At 71.1% G+C, this 19,348-nt stretch carries 15 protein-coding genes and 1 pseudogene; 5 read left to right on the top strand and 11 right to left on the bottom strand.

Features of this window, described 5'->3' with window-relative positions; all coding sequences use genetic code 11:
• From BJ964_RS01570 to BJ964_RS01525, 10 genes are all read right to left on the bottom strand, one after another.
• Positions 1 to 201: a hypothetical protein gene (locus BJ964_RS01570; RefSeq protein WP_188118985.1), complete on the bottom strand. Its 201-nt coding sequence runs from the start codon at positions 199 to 201 to the stop codon at positions 1 to 3.
• Between the two features lie 50 nt (positions 202 to 251).
• Positions 252 to 1,076, bottom strand: coding sequence for a class I SAM-dependent methyltransferase (locus BJ964_RS01565; RefSeq protein ID WP_188118984.1), 825 nt, complete (start codon positions 1,074 to 1,076; stop codon positions 252 to 254).
• Positions 1,073 to 2,389, bottom strand: a complete 1,317-nt coding sequence (locus BJ964_RS01560; RefSeq protein ID WP_188118983.1) for a GH1 family beta-glucosidase — start codon at positions 2,387 to 2,389, stop codon at positions 1,073 to 1,075. Before BJ964_RS01560 ends, BJ964_RS01565 begins: the two co-directional genes overlap by 4 nt.
• A complete protein-coding gene (locus BJ964_RS01555) occupies positions 2,389 to 3,366 on the bottom strand; it encodes an ABC transporter ATP-binding protein (protein WP_188118982.1) in 978 nt (325 codons plus the stop codon). The genes BJ964_RS01560 and BJ964_RS01555 overlap by 1 nt, the downstream gene beginning before the upstream one ends.
• Positions 3,363 to 4,340 (bottom strand): ABC transporter permease, encoded by a 978-nt coding sequence (locus tag BJ964_RS01550; protein WP_188118981.1) that lies wholly within the window; start codon positions 4,338 to 4,340, stop codon positions 3,363 to 3,365. The genes BJ964_RS01555 and BJ964_RS01550 overlap by 4 nt, the downstream gene beginning before the upstream one ends.
• A gap of 4 nt (positions 4,341 to 4,344) precedes the next feature.
• On the bottom strand, positions 4,345 to 5,325 hold the full coding sequence (locus tag BJ964_RS01545) for an ABC transporter permease (protein ID WP_188118980.1): 981 nt from the start codon (positions 5,323 to 5,325) through the stop codon (positions 4,345 to 4,347).
• Complete coding sequence (locus BJ964_RS01540; protein ID WP_188118979.1) at positions 5,322 to 6,374, bottom strand: ABC transporter ATP-binding protein; 1,053 nt, start codon at positions 6,372 to 6,374, stop codon at positions 5,322 to 5,324. The genes BJ964_RS01545 and BJ964_RS01540 overlap by 4 nt, the downstream gene beginning before the upstream one ends.
• Positions 6,375 to 6,444: 70 nt before the next feature.
• Entirely contained in the window at positions 6,445 to 8,130 is a 1,686-nt protein-coding gene (locus BJ964_RS01535; protein WP_188118978.1) for an ABC transporter substrate-binding protein, read from the bottom strand.
• Positions 8,131 to 8,319: 189 nt separating this feature from the next.
• Positions 8,320 to 9,315: a LacI family DNA-binding transcriptional regulator gene (locus tag BJ964_RS01530; RefSeq protein WP_188118977.1), complete on the bottom strand. Its 996-nt coding sequence runs from the start codon at positions 9,313 to 9,315 to the stop codon at positions 8,320 to 8,322.
• Positions 9,316 to 9,438: 123 nt separating this feature from the next.
• Entirely contained in the window at positions 9,439 to 10,302 is an 864-nt protein-coding gene (locus BJ964_RS01525) for an NAD-dependent protein deacetylase (protein ID WP_188118976.1), read from the bottom strand.
• Between the two features lie 106 nt (positions 10,303 to 10,408).
• Between BJ964_RS01525 and BJ964_RS01520 the strand changes: the two genes are divergently transcribed.
• From BJ964_RS01520 to BJ964_RS01500, 5 genes are all read left to right on the top strand, one after another.
• Positions 10,409 to 11,113, top strand: a complete 705-nt coding sequence (locus BJ964_RS01520; protein ID WP_188118975.1) for a hypothetical protein — start codon at positions 10,409 to 10,411, stop codon at positions 11,111 to 11,113.
• A gap of 97 nt (positions 11,114 to 11,210) precedes the next feature.
• Positions 11,211 to 12,260, top strand: coding sequence for an App1 family protein (locus BJ964_RS01515; RefSeq protein WP_188118974.1), 1,050 nt, complete (start codon positions 11,211 to 11,213; stop codon positions 12,258 to 12,260).
• A gap of 188 nt (positions 12,261 to 12,448) precedes the next feature.
• Positions 12,449 to 13,099, top strand: a complete 651-nt coding sequence (locus tag BJ964_RS01510; RefSeq protein ID WP_188118973.1) for a hypothetical protein — start codon at positions 12,449 to 12,451, stop codon at positions 13,097 to 13,099.
• 61 nt (positions 13,100 to 13,160) lie between these two features.
• Entirely contained in the window at positions 13,161 to 16,058 is a 2,898-nt protein-coding gene (locus tag BJ964_RS01505) for a helix-turn-helix transcriptional regulator (RefSeq protein ID WP_188118972.1), read from the top strand.
• A gap of 40 nt (positions 16,059 to 16,098) precedes the next feature.
• On the top strand, positions 16,099 to 16,662 hold the full coding sequence (locus BJ964_RS01500; protein WP_188118971.1) for a YceI family protein: 564 nt from the start codon (positions 16,099 to 16,101) through the stop codon (positions 16,660 to 16,662).
• 1,242 nt (positions 16,663 to 17,904) lie between these two features.
• Here the strand turns inward: BJ964_RS01500 and BJ964_RS01495 are convergent.
• Positions 17,905 to 19,284, bottom strand: a pseudogene (locus tag BJ964_RS01495) (DEAD/DEAH box helicase); the annotation flags it as partial.
• Positions 19,285 to 19,348: the final 64 nt, after the last annotated feature.

Below are 19,348 nucleotides of genomic sequence, written 5' to 3'. Positions count from 1 at the left end.
TCACCGGCTCGGTTCGGGGACGTCGCAGTTCACCTTCGGGTTGACGCCCATCCAGTTCAGCGGGCCGGCGAGCGTGGTGACGATGACCGTGCCGGCCTCCGCGCAGCTGGCGTCCTCGCTGTCGGAGAAGTAGCCGCGCTCGTAGGCGGCGATCACGCCGAGCACGAGCCAGATGACGATGAGAACAGCACCGATGCGCATGAGAGCCTCCAAACGGGGATGTCCAGCGGGTACCCCGTTGGAGGCGATCACTAAACGGGCTTGCGGGCCTGGAGGGTGTAGGTGTGCGGCAGTCGTGCGGGTTTCTCGGCGAGCTGCCATTCGCCGTCGCCGAGGTCGCGCATCCGGCCGTTCAGGGCGTTCCACGGCACGGTCTGGTGCTCCTCGAACCCGGTCAGCGTGAGGCCGGCTTCGAGTACGGCGGTGATGATCTCGCCGATGCCGTGGTTCCACTCGTGGGTCACCGTGTGGGTGAAGACGTGGTCGGTGGCCACGTAGGTGAACGCCTCGTCGTACACCTGCGGTTGTTCCAGTTCGAAGTACGGCTCGGTGAGGCTGAGCAGTCCGTCGGTCCGGTCGTAGTCGAGCGCCCACAGCACCGGGTGCCCTTCGCGGATGAACAGCCGGCCGCCCGGCGCCAGCAGCGACGCCACGGTCTGCGCCCAGCGTTCGACGGAGGGCAGCCAGCAGAGCGCCCCGATCCCGGTGTAGACCAGGTCGAACTCCCCGTCCAGGGCGTCGCGTGCGGCGTACACATCGCTCTGAATGAAGTTGATCTTCGCGCCCGCGGAGACGGCGAGGGCGCGCGCCTCGGACAGCGAGGCGCCGGAGAAGTCGAGGCCGGTCATGTCGGCGCCGAGCCGGGACAGCGAGACGGTGTCGGTGCCGATGTGGCACTGGAGATGCACGCCCCGCAGCCCGGCCACGTCGCCGAGGCGTTGTCTGTCGAACCGCACCACGTCGCTCAGGTGCGCCGGATCCTCGGCGAACCTGGCGACGCGGTAATCGGGTGAGTTCGCATGGGCGGTCGCGCGATCGTCCCAATTGGCCCGGTTGATCGAGAGATAGTCGGTCATATTCCGGACGCTATGCGATCACGGAACCAGAGCGCACTTCGTTTAGGAGTACGCGTCTGGGTCTCGTAATCGACATGCACCAGGCCGAACCGTTTCGCGTAGCCCTCGGCCCACTCGAAGTTGTCCATGAGCGACCAGGCGAAATAGCCGCGCACGTCGGCGCCCTGGGCGCGGGCCGCGGCGACCGCGTCGACGTGGGCCGCGAGGTACGCGGTCCGGTCGGTGTCCTCGACGAACCCGTCACCGTCCGGGTGGTCCTCGTAGACCGCGCCGTTCTCGGTGACGACGAGCGGATATCCGTAGTCGCGGTGCAGCCGCAGCAGCAGGGTGGTGAACCGGTCCGGGGTGACCGGCCAGCCCAGGTCGGTCTGCGGCACGTCCGGCTTGATCTCCCGCACGACCGGCAGCCCGTCGGCGTCGACGGTGTTGCCGTCGAGGTCGCGCCCGGCGAAGTCCTGCCCGAAGTAGAAGTTCACCCCGAGCAGGTCGATCGGCGTCGAGATGATCTCCATGTCGCCGTCCCGGATCGGCAGCTCGTAGCCGCGGGCCGCGAGATCCTCCACCACGTCGGCCGGGTAGCGACCGTGGCGCAGCGGGTCCAGGAAGATCCGGGCCACGTTGCCGTCGGCCCGCCAGGCCGCCGCGATGTCGACCGGATCGTCCGAGGCGGGCGTGGCCGTGCCGATGTTCAACGGGATGCTGACCGTTTTGTCCATCGGGCGAAGCATGGAAGCCAGCAGTCCGTGCCCCAGCAGCAGGTGATGGGTGGCCGCGACGGCCGCGCCGGCGTCCCGGAGTCCCGGCGCGAAGACCCCGTACTGATAACCCAGGTAGGCCACACACCAGGGCTCGTTGACCGTGGACCAGTTCTGTACGCGGTCGCCCAACGCGGAGAGAACCAGCTGCGAATAGTCGGCGAGCCGGTACGCCGTGTCCCGGTTGGTCCAGCCGCCCGCGTCTTCCAGCTCCTGCGGCAGATCCCAGTGGTAGAGCGTCAGCCACGGGTCGATCCCGTTGCCCAGCAGTTCGTCCACCAGCCGGTCGTAGAAGTCGAGCCCGCGACGGTTGGCCGGACCGCGGCCGTTCGGCTGGACCCGGGTCCACGAGGTGGAGAACCGGTACGCGTTCACCCCCAGGCTCTTGATCAGCTGCACGTCGGCCGGCATCCGGTGGTAGTGGTCGCACGCCACGTCCCCGGTCTCGCCCACAACTGAGCGGGCGAAGGTGTCCCAGATGGACGGTGTGCGCCCGTCCTCCGCGGCCGCGCCCTCGATCTGATAGGCCGAGGTGGCCACGCCCCAGGTGAACGCCATCAGCTCTCCACCAGCCAGCACGCCACCGAGCGGTCCCCGTGCGGGGTGAGCACCGGGATCTTCGAGGAGCACGGCTCGAACGCCTTCGGGCACCGCGGGTGGAACGAGCACCCGCTCGGCATGCCCTTCAGGTCGGGCGGGGAGCCGGGGATGCCGGTCAGCTCACGGCGCGGGCCACGCAGGGCCGGGAAAGACCCCAGCAAACCCGAGGAGTACGGGTGAAGCGCGTCCCGGTAGATCGCGGCGGCCGGCGCCTCCTCGACGATCCGTCCGCCGTACATGATCGCGATCCGGTTGGAGAACTCGACCAGCAGCGACAGGTCGTGGGTGATGAAGATGACCGAGAAGCCGAGCCGTTCGCGCAGTTCGACGAGCTGGCCGAGGATCTGCCGCTGCATCACCACGTCGAGCGCGGTGGTCGGCTCGTCCATGATCACCACCTGCGGCTGGAGGATCAGCGCCATGCCGATCATGACGCGCTGCCGCATGCCGCCGGAGAGCTGGTGCGGGTAGGCGTCCATCCGGTCCGGCGCGATGCCGACCAGTTTCAGCATCTCCCGGGCCCGGGCGTTGCGGCTGTTCTCGCTCATCCTCGGGTCGTGGGCCCGCAGCACGTCGGTGAGCTGGGTGGAGATCTTGTGCACCGGGTTGAGCGAGTTCATCGCGCCCTGGAACACGATCGCCGTCTCGGCCCAGCGGAACGCCTGCAACTGCCGGTCGGTGAGGCCCAGGACGTCGTACGGGTCGCCCTTCTCCGGGTGGTAGATCACCTCGCCGCCGGTGATCACACCGGGCGGCGGCAGCAGGCGGGTCGTCCCGTAGGCGAGGGTGGACTTGCCCGAACCGCTCTCGCCGGCCAGCCCGAGCACCTCACCGCGGTGCAGGGTGAGGCTGACGTCGCGGATCGCGTGGACCGCCTGATCGCCGAGACCGTAGTCGACGTTGAGATTGCGGATCTCCAGGACCGGTTCGCTCACGGCAGGGGCTCCTTACGGATGACCGGGGTGAAGCCGATGCGCATCCGTACCGTACGCCCGGTGTTGGTCTTGATCTTGGTTTTTCCGGCGCTGCGGAGCCGGGGGCTGACGAACTCGTCGATGCCGAAGTTGACCAGCGCGAGGGCGGTGCCGAGGACCGCGATGGCGAGACCGGCCGGCACGAACCACCACCAGGCGTTCTGCGCGAGCGCCTGCTGGCCCTGCGCCCAGAACAGGATGGTGCCCCAGTTCCACGTGGTGGCCGAGGTGACGCCGATGAACGCCAGGGTGATCTCGGAGAGGACCGCGAAGATGACGGTGCCGACGAAACCGGAGGCGATCACCGCGGTCAGGTTCGGCAGCAGCTCGAAGGTGATCACCCGCCAGGTCCGCTCGCCGGTGGCGCGGGCCGCCTCGACGAAGTCGCGCCGCCGCAGCGACAGCGTCTGCGCCCGCAGCACACGGGCGTTCCAGGACCACGAGGTGAGGCCGATGACCAGGGCGATCAGCCAGTCCTCGGCGTTGTCCAGGGTGGACGTGATGATGATGATCAGCGGCAGCGCCGGGATCACCAGGAAGACGTTGGAGATCGCGGAGAGCACCTCGTCGGTCTTGCCGCCGACGTAACCGGCGGTCACGCCGATGATCACCGACAGCACGGTCGCCACGATGCCGGCGAAGAAGCCGACGAACATGACGCTGCGGGTGCCTTCCAGCAGCTGGCTGAACACGTCCTGGCCCAGGTGGGTGGTGCCCATCCAGTGCTCGGCGGACGGCGGCTGGACCAGCTGGTCGCCACGGGCGCCCGGGTCGTACGGGGTGATCCACGGCCCGATGACCGCGAGGATCCCGTAGATCGCCAGGATGAACAGTCCGACGGCCGCCTTCTTGTTGGCCACGAACCGGAACCGTTGCCGTTTCGCGGGCGCCGCGACCGGCGCCACCTGCTCGATCGTCACAGCGGAAGCGGTCATCGCGTCAGCCCTCCTTGCGGGTGCGCGGGTCGAGGAGCAGGTACGCGATGTCCGCCAGAAGGTTCGCCACCAGCACCGAGATGGTGATGATCAGGAAGATGCCCTGCATCAGCGGGTAGTCCGAGGCGCCCAGCGCCTGGAACAGCTGGAAGCCGACACCCGGGTACGAGAAGACGATCTCCACGAGCAGCGTGCCGCCGACGATGAAGCCGAGCGACAGCGCGAAGCCGGAGACGTTGGGCAGCAGCGCGTTGCGTGCCGCGTAGCTCATCGCGACCCGCCGGTCGGACAGGCCCTTGGCGTGCGCCACGGTGATGTAGTCCTCGGACGAGACGGTCACCATCATGTTGCGCATGCTCAGGATCCAGCCGCTGACCGAGGAGATCAGGATGGTCAGCGCGGGCAGCAGGCTGTGCTGGATGGCGCTCGGGATGAAGTACTGGTCGAAGGCCGGCACCAGGCCCGCGTCGAAGCCGCCGGACGACGGGAAGAAGCTGTCCGGGCCGGTGAGCAGGTAGATCGCGATGATGCCGAGCCAGAAGTAGGGCACCGACGACAGGAACGTGGTGACCGGCAGCAGGCCGTCGGTCCACGAGCCGCGACGCCAGCCGGCCAGGACGCCGAGACCGGTGCCGAGCAGGAAGCTGATCACCGTGGTGATGCCGACCAGCAGCAGCGTCCACGGGAGGCTGGTGCTGATGATCTCGGAGACCGGCGTGGGGAAGAAGGTGAACGACAGGCCCAGGTCGCCGGAGAGCAGCTGCTTCCAGTAGCTGACGTACTCCTCCCACAGGTTCGCGTCCTTGTTCAGGCCGAACAGGACGTACAGGGAGTCGATCGCCTGGGAGCTGAGCTGGCCCTGGTACTTGGTGACCAGCGCCTGCACCGGGTCGCCGGGGATCATCCGGGGGATCAGGAAGTTCAGCGTGATCGCGGCCCACGCGGTGAACAGGTAGAACGCGACGCGCTGGAGGAAGTACTTCACTTCGCCACCTCTTCGGTGTCGTACAGCCAGCAGGCGGCCCAGTGGCCGGGCGCGTCACCGATCTGCAACGGCACCGGCAGGTCGGTCGAGCAGCGCGGCATCGCGGAGGGGCAGCGCGGGTGGAAGCGGCATCCGCTGGGCGGCCGGATCAGGCTCGGCGGCTCGCCGTTGTCCTTCGGGGAGGCGGCGTCGGCGACGCCGGTGAGCCGGTCCGGGTCCGGGGCGCTTTCGATCAGGAGCCGGGTGTACGGGTGAGCCGGCGATTGCGTGACCGTCTCGCTGTCGCCACCCTCCACCATCCGGCCCGCGTACATGACCATCGTCTGGTCGGCGAAGTACCGGGCCGACGCGATGTCGTGGGTGATGTAGAGGATCGCCAGGTTGAGGCGCTCCTTGAGATCACGCAACAGGTTCAGGATGCCGAGCCGGATCGACACGTCCAGCATGGACACCGGCTCGTCGGCGAGCAGGGCCTCCGGTTCGGCGCCGAGCGCGCGAGCGATCGCGACCCGCTGCCGCTGGCCACCGGACAGCTCGTGCGGGAACTTGTCGAGGTACCGCTCCGGCGGGGTGAGCGCGACCTTTTCGAGCAGGGCGTGCAGTGCCTGCTCCAGCTCGGCGTCGGTCGACCCGGCGTTGCCGTGGACCTTCAGCGACCGGGTCAGGTGGTAGCGGATGGTGTGCACGGGGTTCAGCGACGCGAACGGGTCCTGGAAGATCATCTGAACCCGGGCGCAGTAGCGGCGGAACGCCGTACCCGCCTTCACCTTGGTCGACTCGCCGTGCAGCCGGATGTCACCACCGGTACGGGGATAGAGCTGGGCGAGCAGGCGGGCCACCGTGGACTTGCCCGAGCCGGACTCGCCGACCAGGGCCACCACCTGACCGCGTCGGAGGGTGAGGTTCACGTCATCGACGGCGTGAACCGCGTCATGCCGGTTGGAGAAGAGATCACGCAGCCGCCGGCGGACGGGGAAGTGCTTGGTCAGGCCGATCGCCTCGAGCACCACCTCGTCGGCCGGCGCCTTCGCGTCCGGGATCGACGTCATGCCGGAGTTCCTTCGTACAGGGGAGGGCGGGCGCCCCGGGAACGGACCGGGGCGCCCGCGCGAGGGGCGATCAGGAGTTGGCGGGCTGGAGCTTGAGCACGACCGTCAGCGCACCGGCCTGGGTGGGCTGGAGCGGGGCGTACGAGTCGGCGTCCGACGGCCAGCCGACCCAGTTCTTGGTGCTGTACGCGCCACCGACGTTGTCCGAGCCGACCGGCAGCATCGGGGCCTGCTCCACGAAGATCTTCTGGATCGTCGCGAGCGCCGTCTTGCGGGTCGCCTCATCGGTGGCGTTCGAGTACGCCTTGAGCGCGGCGGTCGCCTCCGGGCTCTGGAAGCGGCCGAAGTTGCCCTGCTGGGCGGCGGTGCCGAGCGGCTTGTAGAGGTCGCCGTCCATCACCGTCTGGTAGATGTCGAACGGGGTCGAGCCGCCGTTGGTCCAGCGCAGGGTGGCGTCGAAGTCGCCCTTCTGCACGTTGGCGTCCCAGACGTTCTGGTTCGGCTTCTCCACCGTGGCCTCGATGCCGATCTCGGCCAGGTTGCTCTTGATGATCTCCAGCGTGGTCTGGTAGTCGGACCACGGCCCCGGGTCGGTCAGCTTGATGGTCACCGGCTTGCCGGACTTGTCCAGCAGCTTGGTGCCGTCGTACTTGTAGCCCGACTCCTCGAGCAGCTTCTTGGCCCCGGCCGCGTCGACCGAGAACGTCTTGCCCTTGTACTCGTCGGCGATGTAGGCGTCACCCGCGCCCTCCGGCAGGCCGGTGACGCTCTTGATCTCCGGGTGGAAGTAGCCGGCCTCGGCCTGGACGAAGATGTCGTTGCGGTTGACGACCATGTTCATGGCCTGCCGCAGCTTCGGGTCGTCGAACGGCTTCTTGGTGGTGTTGATGTAGAGGCCGTGGATGCCCAGCACGCCCGGCGCCCAGACCTTGTAGTGCTCCGGGTCCTTGGCGACGAAGGTCTGCTGGTAGTTCGGGATGAAGACGAAGCTCCACTCCGAGGCGCCGCTCGAGAGAGCGGTCGCCTGCGCGTTGTTGTCGGCGAAGGAGGTGTAGCGAAGCTCCTTGACAGCCGGTTTGGTACCCCAGTAACCGCTCTCACGGGCGGTAAGGATCGTGGCCTGCTGGGAGAACGACTTCAGGACGTACGGGCCACTGCCGACCGGCTCCTTGATGGTGTCGGTGGCCGGGTCCGCGATCTTCTCCCAGATGTGCTTGGGGACGATCGGGGTCTGCCCGATGACCTTGTGGTGCGTGGTGAACTGGGAGGTCTTGAAGGTCATCTTGACCTTGTTGCCGTCCGCGGTGATCGAGTCGTACGGAATGGCGAAGATGTTGAGCGCCTCGTTGCCCTTGATCATGGTGTGCGTGAACACCACGTCCTCGGCGGTCAGCGGCTTGCCGTCGGACCAGGTGGCGCCGTCCCGGATCACCAGGTCGACGGTCTTGTAGTCGGCGGACCACTTGATCTCGCTGGCCAGCCACGGGGTAAGCGGCTCGGAGGGCCGGGTGTTGTTCCACTGGCCGAGGGGCTCGTAGATCATCCAGCGGTAGCCGAGCGAGGCGCCGGCCGAGGTCCCGATGAACGGGTTGTTGTTCTCGGTGACGGTGCCGTTGGGCATGCCGATCGACAGGAAGTCCACCTTGCCGCCGTTCGCGGCGTTCTTGTTGTCGTTCGGCGAGTCGCCGCAGGCGGCCAGTCCGCCACCGGCGAGCACACCGGCCAGGGCGAGGGCGAAAATCCTTCTTCTCTGCATCGAAATGCTCCTTGCGGAAATCAGCGCGGTGAAAAGGGGTGAGAGGGGTGCCCGAGGGCGTGCGGCATCGCGTGACCGGCCGTCGGCCGGCCCCGGGTGCCACCGATCGCCGGCCGTGGGCGGCCGGGCGGCGCGAGGACCTATGTGGGGTACGGGTTACGTGTCGTGGTCAGGTTTTCGCGTGGCGCTTCAGGTGGAGGAGCGGACCGTGAAGGTCGCCGGGATGATCGTCGGCCGGTTGGGCAGCGGAGTGCCCTCGAAGTGGGCGAGCAGCGCGCGGGCCGCCGCCTCGCCCATCTCCCGCATGGGCTGATGGACCGTGGTCAGCGGCGGCTGCGTGTGCTCCGCCATCGGGATGTCGTCGAAGCCGACGACCGCGACGTCCTCCGGGATGCGGCGGCCGGTCTCCAGCAGGGCCTGCATGGCGCCGGCCGCGGAGATGTCGTTGTGGCAGAAGACGGCGTCGAACTCGACACCGGCCGCGATCGCCCGGTGAATCGCCTGGGCGCCGACATCGAAGGTGAAGTCGCCGAGCATGATCCGCTCCTCGCTCACCGGGTGGCCCGCCTCGGCGTAGACCGCGGCGAACCCGTCCCGGCGTTGCTGGGTGCAGCCGAACTGGGACGGGCCGGTGATCATGAGCGGCTGGTGGCGCCCGATCGCGAGGAGGTGGCGGGCGGCCGCGCCGGCGCCCGTGTGGTTGGTCGTGCCGATGCTCGGGATCCGGCCCGCCTGCTGGTCGCGATCGTCGATCAGGACCATCGGCAGTCCCCGGGCGTGCAGCGTGGCGATGTAGTCGAGGGTGCCCTCCGGCTCGATGACCAGCAGCCCGTCGAAGGACTTGGCCGCCACCTGCGCGCCGAACTGGCGCATCGAGTCCTCACCGCGGTTGCAGGTGAAGAGCAGCAGGCCGTACTCCTCGGCTTCGAGGACGTCGACCGCACCCTGCACCACCTCGCCCATCCAGGGCCAGGTGAGCGAGGGGACCAGCATGGCGACCACCCGGGTGCGGCCGCGGGCCAGGTTGACGGCCCGGGCGCTGGGCACGTAGCCGAGCTCGTCGATGACCGCCCGGACCCGCGCGGCGGTGGTCTCGTCCAGCTCACCCTTGCCGTTGAGAACCCGGGACACGGTGGTCTTGCTGACCTTGGCCCGGGCCGCCACGTCGGCGATGGTGATGGCCACGCTCGCTCCTCGATGTTGCCAGTGGTGTTGCCTTCGCGTTTCGGAACCGGTTTCGGTACCGGTTCCGGCAGTCAACCTCAGTGAGGGCGGTCACGTCAACGTGCCGAGCGACCTATTTCGATTTCAAGACGGTAACCGCGCTGTTGAATCCGCATTTATCGACAGGTTCGGGAGAATGACCCCGAGTGGGGCGTCGATCACCAGATCGGCATAGGGCTCCCCGCGGGTGACACCCCGGTTCACGATCGCCACCCGGATCCCGTCCCGGACCGCGCGCAGCACGAACCGGCGGCCCGACATGACGGTCAGCGACGAACCCAGGATGAGCAGCGTGCGGGCCTGCTGGAGAAGAGCGAACGCGCGGGCCACCCGGTCCGCCGGGACGGTCTCGCCGAAATAGACCACGTCCGGCTTCAGCACCCCGTCACAGGCCCGGCAGTCCACCACCGAGAACCCGGCCACCTCGGCGTCGTCCAGCTCCACGTCCCCGTCCGGGTTGACCGTGGTCGCCACCGCCGCGAACCCCGGGTTGGCCGCCGTGAGCCGCTCCTCCAGCTCGTCCCGGCCGGAGAGCGCACCGCAGTCCAGGCAGACGATCCGGGCCAGGTTGCCGTGCAGCTCGATCACGTCCCGCGCGCCGGCCGCCTGGTGCAGGCCGTCCACGTTCTGCGTGATCACCCCGTCGACCAGGCCGCTCACCTGGAGCCGGGCCACCGCCCGGTGGCCGTCGTTGGGGTGGGCGCCCCCGATCGTCCGCCAGCCGAGATGGCTGCGCGCCCAGTAGCGCCGCCGGGCCACCGGATCGCCGGTGAACGTCTGGTACGTCATCGGGGTGGACCGGCGGGCCGAACCGGACGGGCCCCGGTAGTCCGGGATGCCCGAGTCGGTGGACAGGCCGGCGCCGCTGAGCACCACCACACCGCCCTCGGCCACGAGCGCGTCCAGCCGCCCCAACTGCTCCACCACCTGTAGGTCCATGACACACATGGTCCCTCGCACGGGTGACGGATCGAGAACCTCGTACGGGTGGCCGTGGCGACTTCGGCCGGTGCGCGCCGATTCGGCTGCGAGTAATTTGACTTGGAGGTGCTCCATGGAACCCGTCCTACAGACCATTCTCGGAGCGGTGCCGCAGGCCACCGCGTTCTGGCTGATGATCCCGCTCGCCCTGGCGATCGCGGTCGCCGTGGCGGCGCTGCCCCGCGGAGTGCGGGCCCCGGCCGTACCGGTGACCGACGACAACCGGCTCGCCGCCGTTCTGGAGGCGGCCGCCGCCGAGGCCGCCGAGACCGCCCAGCGCCGCCGCACCGAGTGGCTGACCGCCCAGACCGACGTCGACGATGCCTGGCAGGCGTACGAGGAGGCCTCCGACGCGGCCCGCCGGATCGCCGCCGCCACCGCCTTCCCGCTGATGAGCCGCCGCCGCAAGCCGGGGGAGAACGTCCACCGCCAGCGCTACCTGCACCGCGTCGCCACCGAGCTGTGCCGCTCCCGGCAACTGTCGATCGCCCAGCTCGCCGACGTGTTCGCGCACCGCGGCTGGAACCCGCGACTGCACCCCGTCCAGCAGGAGCCGATCCTGCGCAACGCGGTTCGGGCGTTCCGCCTCGAGGCGTACCGGAAAGCCGTCGAACGGGAGCGGGCCGCCTGGCGCGGGGCCGATGCCGCCGCCGAGACATTGCGCACTCTGCGTGCCGACGCGGCCGCCGCCCGGCTGGCCGGCCCCGCGGCCGAGACCGCCGAAAGGCACTGGTGGACCGAGCAGTGGACACCGGCGGAACTCCACGCCGCCGCCTGATGTCCACGTCCGGGCCGCGCACCGTTCCCAGCGGACTGTGACGACCGCCCGGTAACCTGGCCGGGCGGGACGGCGGTACAGGCGCGGCAAGGAGGCGATGGTGACGATTACTCCCGCAGGTGGTTCCTCGCCTGTGGTCCGGATTCACCGGGCCGCACTGATCGAGGACGCCGTGCACGAGATCGTCGAGCGCCGCCTGCGCGGTCGCGGCTGGAAGCCGTACATCACCGCGTACACCGGTTACGGCGCTCCCGGCTGGGCCCGGGTGATGGCCCGTGTGCTGCTCAGCCGCCCCGGACGGGTCCGCCGCAAGCGGGAGAAGATCCGCGGCTGGCGCAGCTTCACCACCACCCCGGTGAGCAACGCCCTGGTCCGCATCGAGGTCGGGGGGACCGTCACCGAGGCGCGCACCGACCGCAGCGGCTACCTCGACGTCATGGTCAAGGGCGACCTCGACCCGGGCTGGGGGAGCGCGAAACTCTCCACCGAGGGCACCGTTCCGGTCGACGCCCCGATCCGGGTGATCGACCCCACAGTCAAGTTCGGTGTGATCTCCGACATCGACGACACGGTCATGGTGACCACCCTGCCCCGGCCGCTGCTCGCCGCGTGGAACACGTTCGTCCTCGACGAGCACGCCCGCGCCGCGGTCCCCGGCATGGCGGTGCTCTACGAGCGGATGGTCAACGCCCACCCCGGCACCCCGGTGGTCTACCTCTCCACCGGCGCGTGGAACGTGGCGCCCACCCTCACCCGGTTCCTCAGCCGCCACCTCTACCCGGCCGGCCCGATCCTGCTCACCGACTGGGGCCCCACCCCGGACCGCTGGTTCCGCAGCGGCCAGGAGCACAAGCGCAAGTCGCTGCGCCGCCTTGCCGCCGAGTTCCCGGACGTGAAGTGGCTGCTCATCGGCGACGACGGGCAGCACGACCAGGAGATCTACTCCGAGTTCGCCCGGGAGCACCCGGACAACGTGGCCGCCGTGGCGATCCGCCGGCTCTCCCCGACCCAGGCCGTGCTCGCCGGCGCCATCCCCGGCCCGTCGGAAACCGCCGAGGTCGTGCCCTCCGGCGGCAAGACCTGGTTCTCCGCGCCGGACGGCGCCGGCCTGTGGTCGCTGCTGCGCGACACGGACCTGATCTCCTAGGGCTTGTCCACCTCAGGCCTGGTGGTCGTCTCGGCGACGCGCGCGTGCAACCTGCCCCGGATCTCCTCCGGAGTGTAGGCACGGCGCCTGCGCTCCGCCCGGGCGATCACCACACCGGTCGCCGCGACTCCCGCCAGTCCCGCCAGTCCCGCTATCTTCCACCACCGCATCAGCCGAGAATAGACACCGTGGTTGCCGAACTCAGCCTCGACGAGGCCATCGACCTGACCCGTACCGGTGACATCTGGATCTTCCGGGGCCGTTCCGGCCCGGACCGGGCCATCCAGACCCTCACCAACAGCCCGGTGAACCACGTCGGCATGTCCCTGGTGATCGACGACATGCCGCCGTTGATGTGGCACGCCGAGCTGGGCAGATCCCTTCCGGACATGTGGTCCGGCAGCTTCCAGCGCGGCGTCCAGCTGCACGACCTGCGCGACGCGGTCACCGTCTGGGCCCGCCGGTACGGTCAGCGCGGCTGGCTGCGGCAGCTCGACCCGGGCGTCACCCGCACGATGGAGGACAGGGCGCTCAAGACCGTGGCCCGCCTGGACGGCACGCCGTTCCCGTCCACCTCGCAGCTGGCCTTCCGCTGGATCCGCGGCCGGGTGCCGCAGATCCGCCTGCCGTGGAAGGACGGCGAGGTCAGCGACGCCACCCTGGAGAAGGCGTACTGCGCCGAAGTGGTCGCGGTGACCTATGAGGACATGGGCCTGCTGCCGCGCGGCCGCAAAGCCAACTGGTACGACCCGGGCCGCTTCTGGAGCGGCGACGAACTCGAGCTGTGCGCCGGTTTCACCCTCGGGGAGGAGCTCACGGTCCGCGTGCCCGAGGACTGACCAGGCCCGCCCGGCGGAGAATGACCCGCATGAGCGAGCGCCCGACCGCCGGCGTGACCGGATGAGCCGCCTGGTCGCCAGGGTGACCGAGGTCGTCGCCCTGGACCGGCTGCGCGCCGCGGCCGCCACCGGCTCGGGCGCCGTCGTGCTGATCACCGGCGAGGCCGGCATCGGCAAGACGGCGGTCGTCGAGGAGTTCTCCGCCCGGGCGACGGCCGCCGGGGCCACCGTGCTGACCGGCCGCGCCGACCCGGGCGAGGGGGCGCCCGCGTTCTGGCCGTGGTCACGCCTGCTCGACCACGGCCTGCCCGGCCCCGCCTCAACGTCTCCCGGCCCCGTTCTTCCCGGGTCCGGCCCCTTGCCGGCGGCGGGTGGCGACCCCGGCGAGCCGCCGGCGACCGTGCGGTTCCGGGCCATCCACGCCACCGTCCAGCTCCTGCGGGCCGCGGCGGCCTCCACCGACGGTGGCCTGATCCTCGTCCTGGAGGACCTGCACTGGGCCGACCCCGCCTCACTCGCCCTGCTCGCCGCCCTGACCCGGGACGTGGCCGACACTCCGATCCTGGTCGTCGTCACCGCCCGCGCCCTGGAGATCGATCTCCCCGGCGCCGAGACCCTCGCCCTCCGGCCGTGGAACCAGGCCGCCGTCACCGACTACCTGACCCGGCACACCGACGGCCCGGTACACCCCTCCTGGCCGCCGGTGGTGCACCGGCTCGGTGGCGGGAACCCGCTCTACACCCGAGAACTGGCCCGCCTGCTCACCGGCCGCCTCCGCCGCCCGGCCACCGCCGTCGACCCGCCCGACGGCCTGCTCCGCCTGGCCGGCCGCCGGACCGCCACCCTCACCCCGGCCTGCCGCGACCTCCTCGGCCTCGCCGCCGCCCTGGGCCCGGAGATCGACGTCCCCCTGCTCACCCGCATCACGGCCGCCTCCCCGCCGGCTCGCATCACGGCCGCCTCCCCGCCGGCTCGCATCACGGCCGCCTCCCCGCCGGCTCGCATCACGGCCGCCGACATCGAGTCGCTTCTCGCCGAGGCGATCGAGGCCGGGGTGCTGGCCGAGGACCGGCTGGCGCCGGCCCGCCTCAGGTTCACCCACGAGCTGCTCCGCGAGGCCCGCTACGCCGAACTGTCCCGGACCGAGCGGATCACCGCACACCGCCGGATCGCCGACACCCTGCACGGCTCCGGTGCCGACCCCGCCGAGACGGCCCGGCACCGGATCCGCTGCGCGGTGGACGACGAATCCCGTCAGGCCGCCCGGGACGCCTGCGAGGCAGCGGCCTTGGAGGCCGGCCGCCGGCTCGACCATCACGCCGCGGCCACCTGGCTCGGACAGGCCCTCGACCTCTTCCCGGCCGACCCCGAACTGCGGCTGAACCGGGCCCGCGCCGCCAGCCGCGACGGCCTGCTCACGCTGGCCGTCGCGGACTGCGCCGCCGTACTCGATCTGGCCGAGGCCGAACGGCGTCCCGGCCTGGCCACCGCGGCCGCCCTGGTCGTCCGCGGCTACGGCGGCCAGGTCGCCCCGGCCCTCACCCGCCTCTGCGAACGGGCCTTGACCCTGTCCGGCGCCGAAGGCCTGTCCGGCGCCGAAGGCCTGTCCGGCTTCGAAGGCCTGTCCGGCTTCGAAGGCCCGTCCGGCTTCGATGGCGGTCAGGCGGACCGCGCCGAGCTGCTGGCCCACTACGCGTTCCTGCTGGTGGAGACCGGGAACCACGCCCGCGCCGAGGACCTCAGCCGCCAGGCGATGGCGCTGGCCGAGCGAACCGGCGACCCCCGCGCGATGGCCGCCGCCGTACACGCCCGCCACGAGGTGCTGGACCCGTTCGCCGACACCGGCGAGGTCCTCGATCTGGCCGGGCGCAGCTGCCGCCTGGCCGCCGTCTCCGGCCGGGCGGACGCCGAGCTCTGGGGCCGTCTCTGGCGGCTCGACGCCCTGCTGACTCTCGGGGACCTGCCCGCCTACGACGTGGAGATCACCGGCCTGGCCGCTCTCGCGGACCGGATCGGCTGGCCGGTGGCCCGCTGGCACCTGCTGCGGGCCCGCGCCGCCCGTCTGCTGCTCAGCGGCCGCATCAAGGCGGCCCGCGAGACGGCGGACGAGGCGTTCGCCCTGGCCGGGACGTTCGAGGAGCAGCCCGCCCGGGAACTGCACTCGGCCTTCCTCACCTGCCTGGCCCCGTTCAGCGGCGAGCCACCACCGTGGCCGTCCGATCTGCCCGGTGCGATCGCCGACTTCGGCGCCGAGCCGATCGTCACCGCGAACCTCGCCCGCCTGTCGATCCAGGCCGGCGACCGGGTGGCCGGAACCGAGTGCGCCCGCCGCCTTCGCGCCATGCTGCCGGACCTTCCCCGGGACGGCCGGCACACCTTCGTGGCGCTGAGCACCGGGGAGCTGGCCGCCTGGCTCGGCGACCCGGATCTCACCGCCGCCGCGTACGCCCTGGTGCTTCCCCGCGCGGACCGGTTCCTCAACGCGATGACCGCCTGCTACGGCGCGATCGCCCGCCCGCTCGGCCTGATGGCCGCCGCGCTCGGCGACCGGGAGGCGGCGGCCCGGCACTTCACTGACGCGATCTCCCGGGAGGAGCGCTGCGGTGCCGCGCCTTTCGCCGCGCAGTCGTTGTTGGGGTACGCCGTGAGCGTTCACGATGCCGATCCGCGCCTCGCCCGTACCCTTGCCGGTCAGGCTCTCGCCATCGCCCGCCGCCTGGCCCTGCCCGCCCTGGTCGCCGCGGCGGCCGAACTGACCCGTGACGAGTTGACCGTCCGGGAGCGGGAGATCGCCACCCTGGCCGCCGAGGGTCTGCCGAACCGCCTGATCGCCGACCGCCTGCACATCTCCGAGCGGACCGTGGAGACGCACGTCCGCAACACCCTGGCCAAGCTGGGCGTCACCAACCGCACCCAGCTCGCCGCGCGCCTGCGCCCCGGTGCCGGAACTCAGTACTGACACTGAGGTGCCCGCGCCCGGTCCGCGACAGCCTGTTCCCATGACGACGAATCAGCTCACCGGCATCCGGCCCGGCACCTACCTCCTGGACCCGGCCCGCTCGTCCTGCCGGATCACCGCCGCCCACGTGTTCGGCCTGCGGCCGGTGACCGGGACGATGGCCCTCACCGGCGGCACCGTCACGGTGGCCGCCGACCCGGAACGCTCGATCGCCTCCGCCGAACTGGACGCGTCCAGCTTCACCACCGACGACCCGCGCCGTGACCGGGACGTCCGGGGCCGCCGCTTTCTGGACACCGTGAACCATCCGGAGATCGGCTTCCGCAGCACCGGCCTGCACCTGGATCCCGAGGGCTGGCGGATGACCGGCGTACTGGCGGTGCGCGGCGGCTGCTGCGACGTGACCCTGAACGTGCATCCGGCCATCCCGGTCGGCGACGGCTACCGCCTCACGGCCGTCTGCCTGGTCGACCGGGTCGCGGCCGGCGTCACCGCCGGCCGCCCGCTGATCGCCCGGCACATCCGGGTCGAACTCGACCTGTGCGCCCTGCGCATCCCCGCCGTTCCCACCCCGCACACCGCCGACGCCGTCTCGTACCCCTGATCCCACCCGCCGGTCACGTCCGCGACAGCCCTGACACCCAGCCAACATCCGGATTCATCCTCTTTGTCCGGCCAGAGAATCTTCTGTGGTCGAGGTCCGTGTTTCGCTTCCGCCCCTTTTTCGGTACGCGCGACGTCGTCCCGCCTCATCGGGGCCGTTCCGTCCGGTCGGCGCGTGCTCGCTGCCCGCTCCGGGCTTGTGCCGCGCCCGCCGGGCGTAGATCGGTCGGATACCCCCGCATGTGCCGCCGGTCCCGCCGGGGTGGGTGGTTGGGGTGGTGATTGCCAGGCATCCGGGGGTGTTGCTTGCGGCCGTCACGCCGGTCGCGCCGGGTGGGTGGTGGCGGTTGACGCCGGTCGCGCCTCGGGAGTCCGTCGGGAGTCACTCACCGTGAGCGTGGCGGTGAGCGTGTGGAGGCGCGTGGTAGATCGGTGCTGTTCCAGCCATCTCGAGATACCACAGGGGCCGGTGAACGGGGTCCCGCGCTTACGGGGAGTTTCGGCCGGTCAGGTTCGGGGTGAGCGCGCGCGAAAGCCACCGGGTGGGTGACCGGCGCAACGGCCGGGAGCGGCAACCCGGGTGCCTGGCAGGCAAGACCGCGACCATCCGCCCAGCGTGACCCGGTCGCCGAGGGCGAGAGCCGACGCCCCGGCCGTGACCGGCGGCAAAGAGGCAGAGGCGGCGACCGGGGCGGCCTGCCCGGCCACCGATCTACGCCCGGCGGGGGCGGCAGAGGCCGGAATGGGCGGGACGGGACGGATGAGGCGGGACGAGGACACGCGTACCGGAAAAAGCGAAACGCGGACCTCGATCACAGAGGTTTCATGGCCGTGGGCGCTGTTTCAGGGGTCGCCGGGGTAACGCCGACAGCCAGCCGGACGGATCCGGCTGGCTGTGCGGGTTGTTTCAGGGGTGTTGAGGCGCGGGTCAGCGGCCCGAACGGCGGTCGCTGAAACGGGTCGAGAACGCGGCGGCGCCTCCGCCCGAGGTGGTGCGCTGCTGGGGCGTACCGGATCGGGGTGTGGAAGCGGAACCGCGCGCCTGGCCCGCCCCGCGCGATGTGCCCGACCCGCGCTGAGCCTGGCCGGAGCCGCGGGACGTGCCCGGCTCCCGCTGGGCCTGGCCGGATTCGGGTGACTGACCGGATCCGGCCGCCCGGCGAGCGCCACGCCGCCGGCCCGGGCTCTGCGCCCGGCCCTGACCCTGCCCGCCGGCTTCCTGCGCCGAGCCCGCTGTCCGGGGCCGACCGCCGGCTTCCTGCGCCGGGGCCGCCGTTCGGGACCGGCCCGTGGCCGCCGGAGCGGACGGCTGCGCCGCGGCCGGTGAGGACTCGGAGGAGGCGCCGCGGCCGCGGCGGGGACGACGGGAGCGGCCCGCCGTGCCCTCGGCCGGAGCCTCCGGGGAGGCCGGGCGGGACGGGGCCGGACGGGACGCCGGCGCGGCGGTCACCGGGGCGCTGAAGGTGCGCTCGCCCGGCGCGAGTTCGGCGAGCAGGGTGTCGCCCGGCCGGGTCCGGGTGGTCACCGGCCGGATTCCGGCCTTGCGGGCCAGGTCACGGACGTCGGCCTGCTGCTCGTCGGTCATCAGCGTGATCACCGTGCCGCGGGCGCCGGCCCGGGCGGTACGGCCGGAGCGGTGCAGGTAGGCCTTGTGCTCGACCGGCGGGTCGGCGTGGATGACCAGCGCCACGTCGTCGACGTGGATGCCGCGGGCCGCGATGTCGGTGGCGACCAGGGTCCCCGCGGTGCCGTCGGAGAACGCCGACAGGTTGCGGTTGCGGGCGTTCTGCGCCAGGTTGCCGTGCAGTTCGACGGCCGGCACCCCGGCCGCGTTGAGCTGCCGGGTCAGCACCTTGGCCCGCCGCTTGGTCCGGGTGAAGACGACCGAACGGCCGGGCGCCGCCAGCAACTCGACGAGCACGCCGAACCGGTCGTCGTCGCGGACGTGCAGCACGTGGTGGTCCATCTCGACGGGCGCCTGGGCGGCCGAGTCCACATGGTGGGTCACCGGCTTGTGCATGAAGGACCGCACCAGCACGTCCACCCCGTTGTCCAGGGTGGCCGAGAAGAGCAGCCGCTGGCCGCCGGACGGGGTCTGCGACATGAGCCGCCGCACCACCGGCAGGAAGCCGAGGTCGGCCATGTGGTCGGCCTCGTCGAGGACGGTGACTTCGACGCCCTCCAGTGAGGCGTGTCCGCCACGGATGTGGTCGTCGAGCCGGCCGGGGCAGGCCACCAGCACATCGACGCCCGCTTTCAGGGCCTTGATCTGCGGGTTCGGCCCGACGCCGCCGAAGACGACGAGGGTGCGCAGCCCGGCCGCGTCGGCGAGCGGGCGCACGGTGGCCTCGATCTGGGTGGCCAGCTCCCGGGTGGGCGCGAGGATCAGCGCACGCGGGCGGCCGGGCCGGGCCGGCGCCTTGGACGCGGCCAGGCGGGCCACGACCGGGATGGCGAACGCGTACGTCTTGCCGGAACCGGTACGTCCTCGGCCCAGCACGTCGCGGCCGGCCAGAGAGTCGGGAAGGGTGGCCGCCTGAATGGGGAACGGGGTGGTGATCCCGAGCCGGTCCAGTGCCGTGGTGAGGACGGCGGGCACGCCGAGCTCGAGGAAGGTCTGCATGAAGATGGGTACTCCGGGTGGTCGATTACTGATCATTCTACCCGCGCACCCTCCGCAACCACTT

The sequence above is a fragment of the Actinoplanes lobatus genome (assembly GCF_014205215.1).
Classification (GTDB): Bacteria; Actinomycetota; Actinomycetes; order Mycobacteriales; family Micromonosporaceae; genus Actinoplanes; species Actinoplanes lobatus.
The sequence above is the reverse complement of the archived record's forward strand: the minus strand, read 5'-3'. Positions and strand labels throughout refer to the sequence as shown.

Bases quoted from the DNA above. Each gene is read 5' to 3' on its own strand.
- BJ964_RS01570 (WP_188118985.1), bottom strand. From the start codon at position 201: ATGCGCATCGGTGCTGTTCTCATCGTCATCTGGCTCGTGCTCGGCGTG.
- BJ964_RS01565 (WP_188118984.1), bottom strand. From the start codon at position 1,076: ATGACCGACTATCTCTCGATCAACCGGGCCAATTGGGACGATCGCGCG.
- BJ964_RS01560 (WP_188118983.1), bottom strand. From the start codon at position 2,389: ATGGCGTTCACCTGGGGCGTGGCCACCTCGGCCTATCAGATCGAGGGC.
- BJ964_RS01550 (WP_188118981.1), bottom strand. From the start codon at position 4,340: ATGACCGCTTCCGCTGTGACGATCGAGCAGGTGGCGCCGGTCGCGGCG.
- BJ964_RS01540 (WP_188118979.1), bottom strand. From the start codon at position 6,374: ATGACGTCGATCCCGGACGCGAAGGCGCCGGCCGACGAGGTGGTGCTC.
- BJ964_RS01535 (WP_188118978.1), bottom strand. From the start codon at position 8,130: ATGCAGAGAAGAAGGATTTTCGCCCTCGCCCTGGCCGGTGTGCTCGCC.
- BJ964_RS01525 (WP_188118976.1), bottom strand. From the start codon at position 10,302: ATGTGTGTCATGGACCTACAGGTGGTGGAGCAGTTGGGGCGGCTGGAC.
- BJ964_RS01520 (WP_188118975.1), top strand. From the start codon at position 10,409: ATGGAACCCGTCCTACAGACCATTCTCGGAGCGGTGCCGCAGGCCACC.
- BJ964_RS01515 (WP_188118974.1), top strand. From the start codon at position 11,211: ATGGTGACGATTACTCCCGCAGGTGGTTCCTCGCCTGTGGTCCGGATT.
- BJ964_RS01505 (WP_188118972.1), top strand. From the start codon at position 13,161: ATGAGCCGCCTGGTCGCCAGGGTGACCGAGGTCGTCGCCCTGGACCGG.
- BJ964_RS01500 (WP_188118971.1), top strand. From the start codon at position 16,099: ATGACGACGAATCAGCTCACCGGCATCCGGCCCGGCACCTACCTCCTG.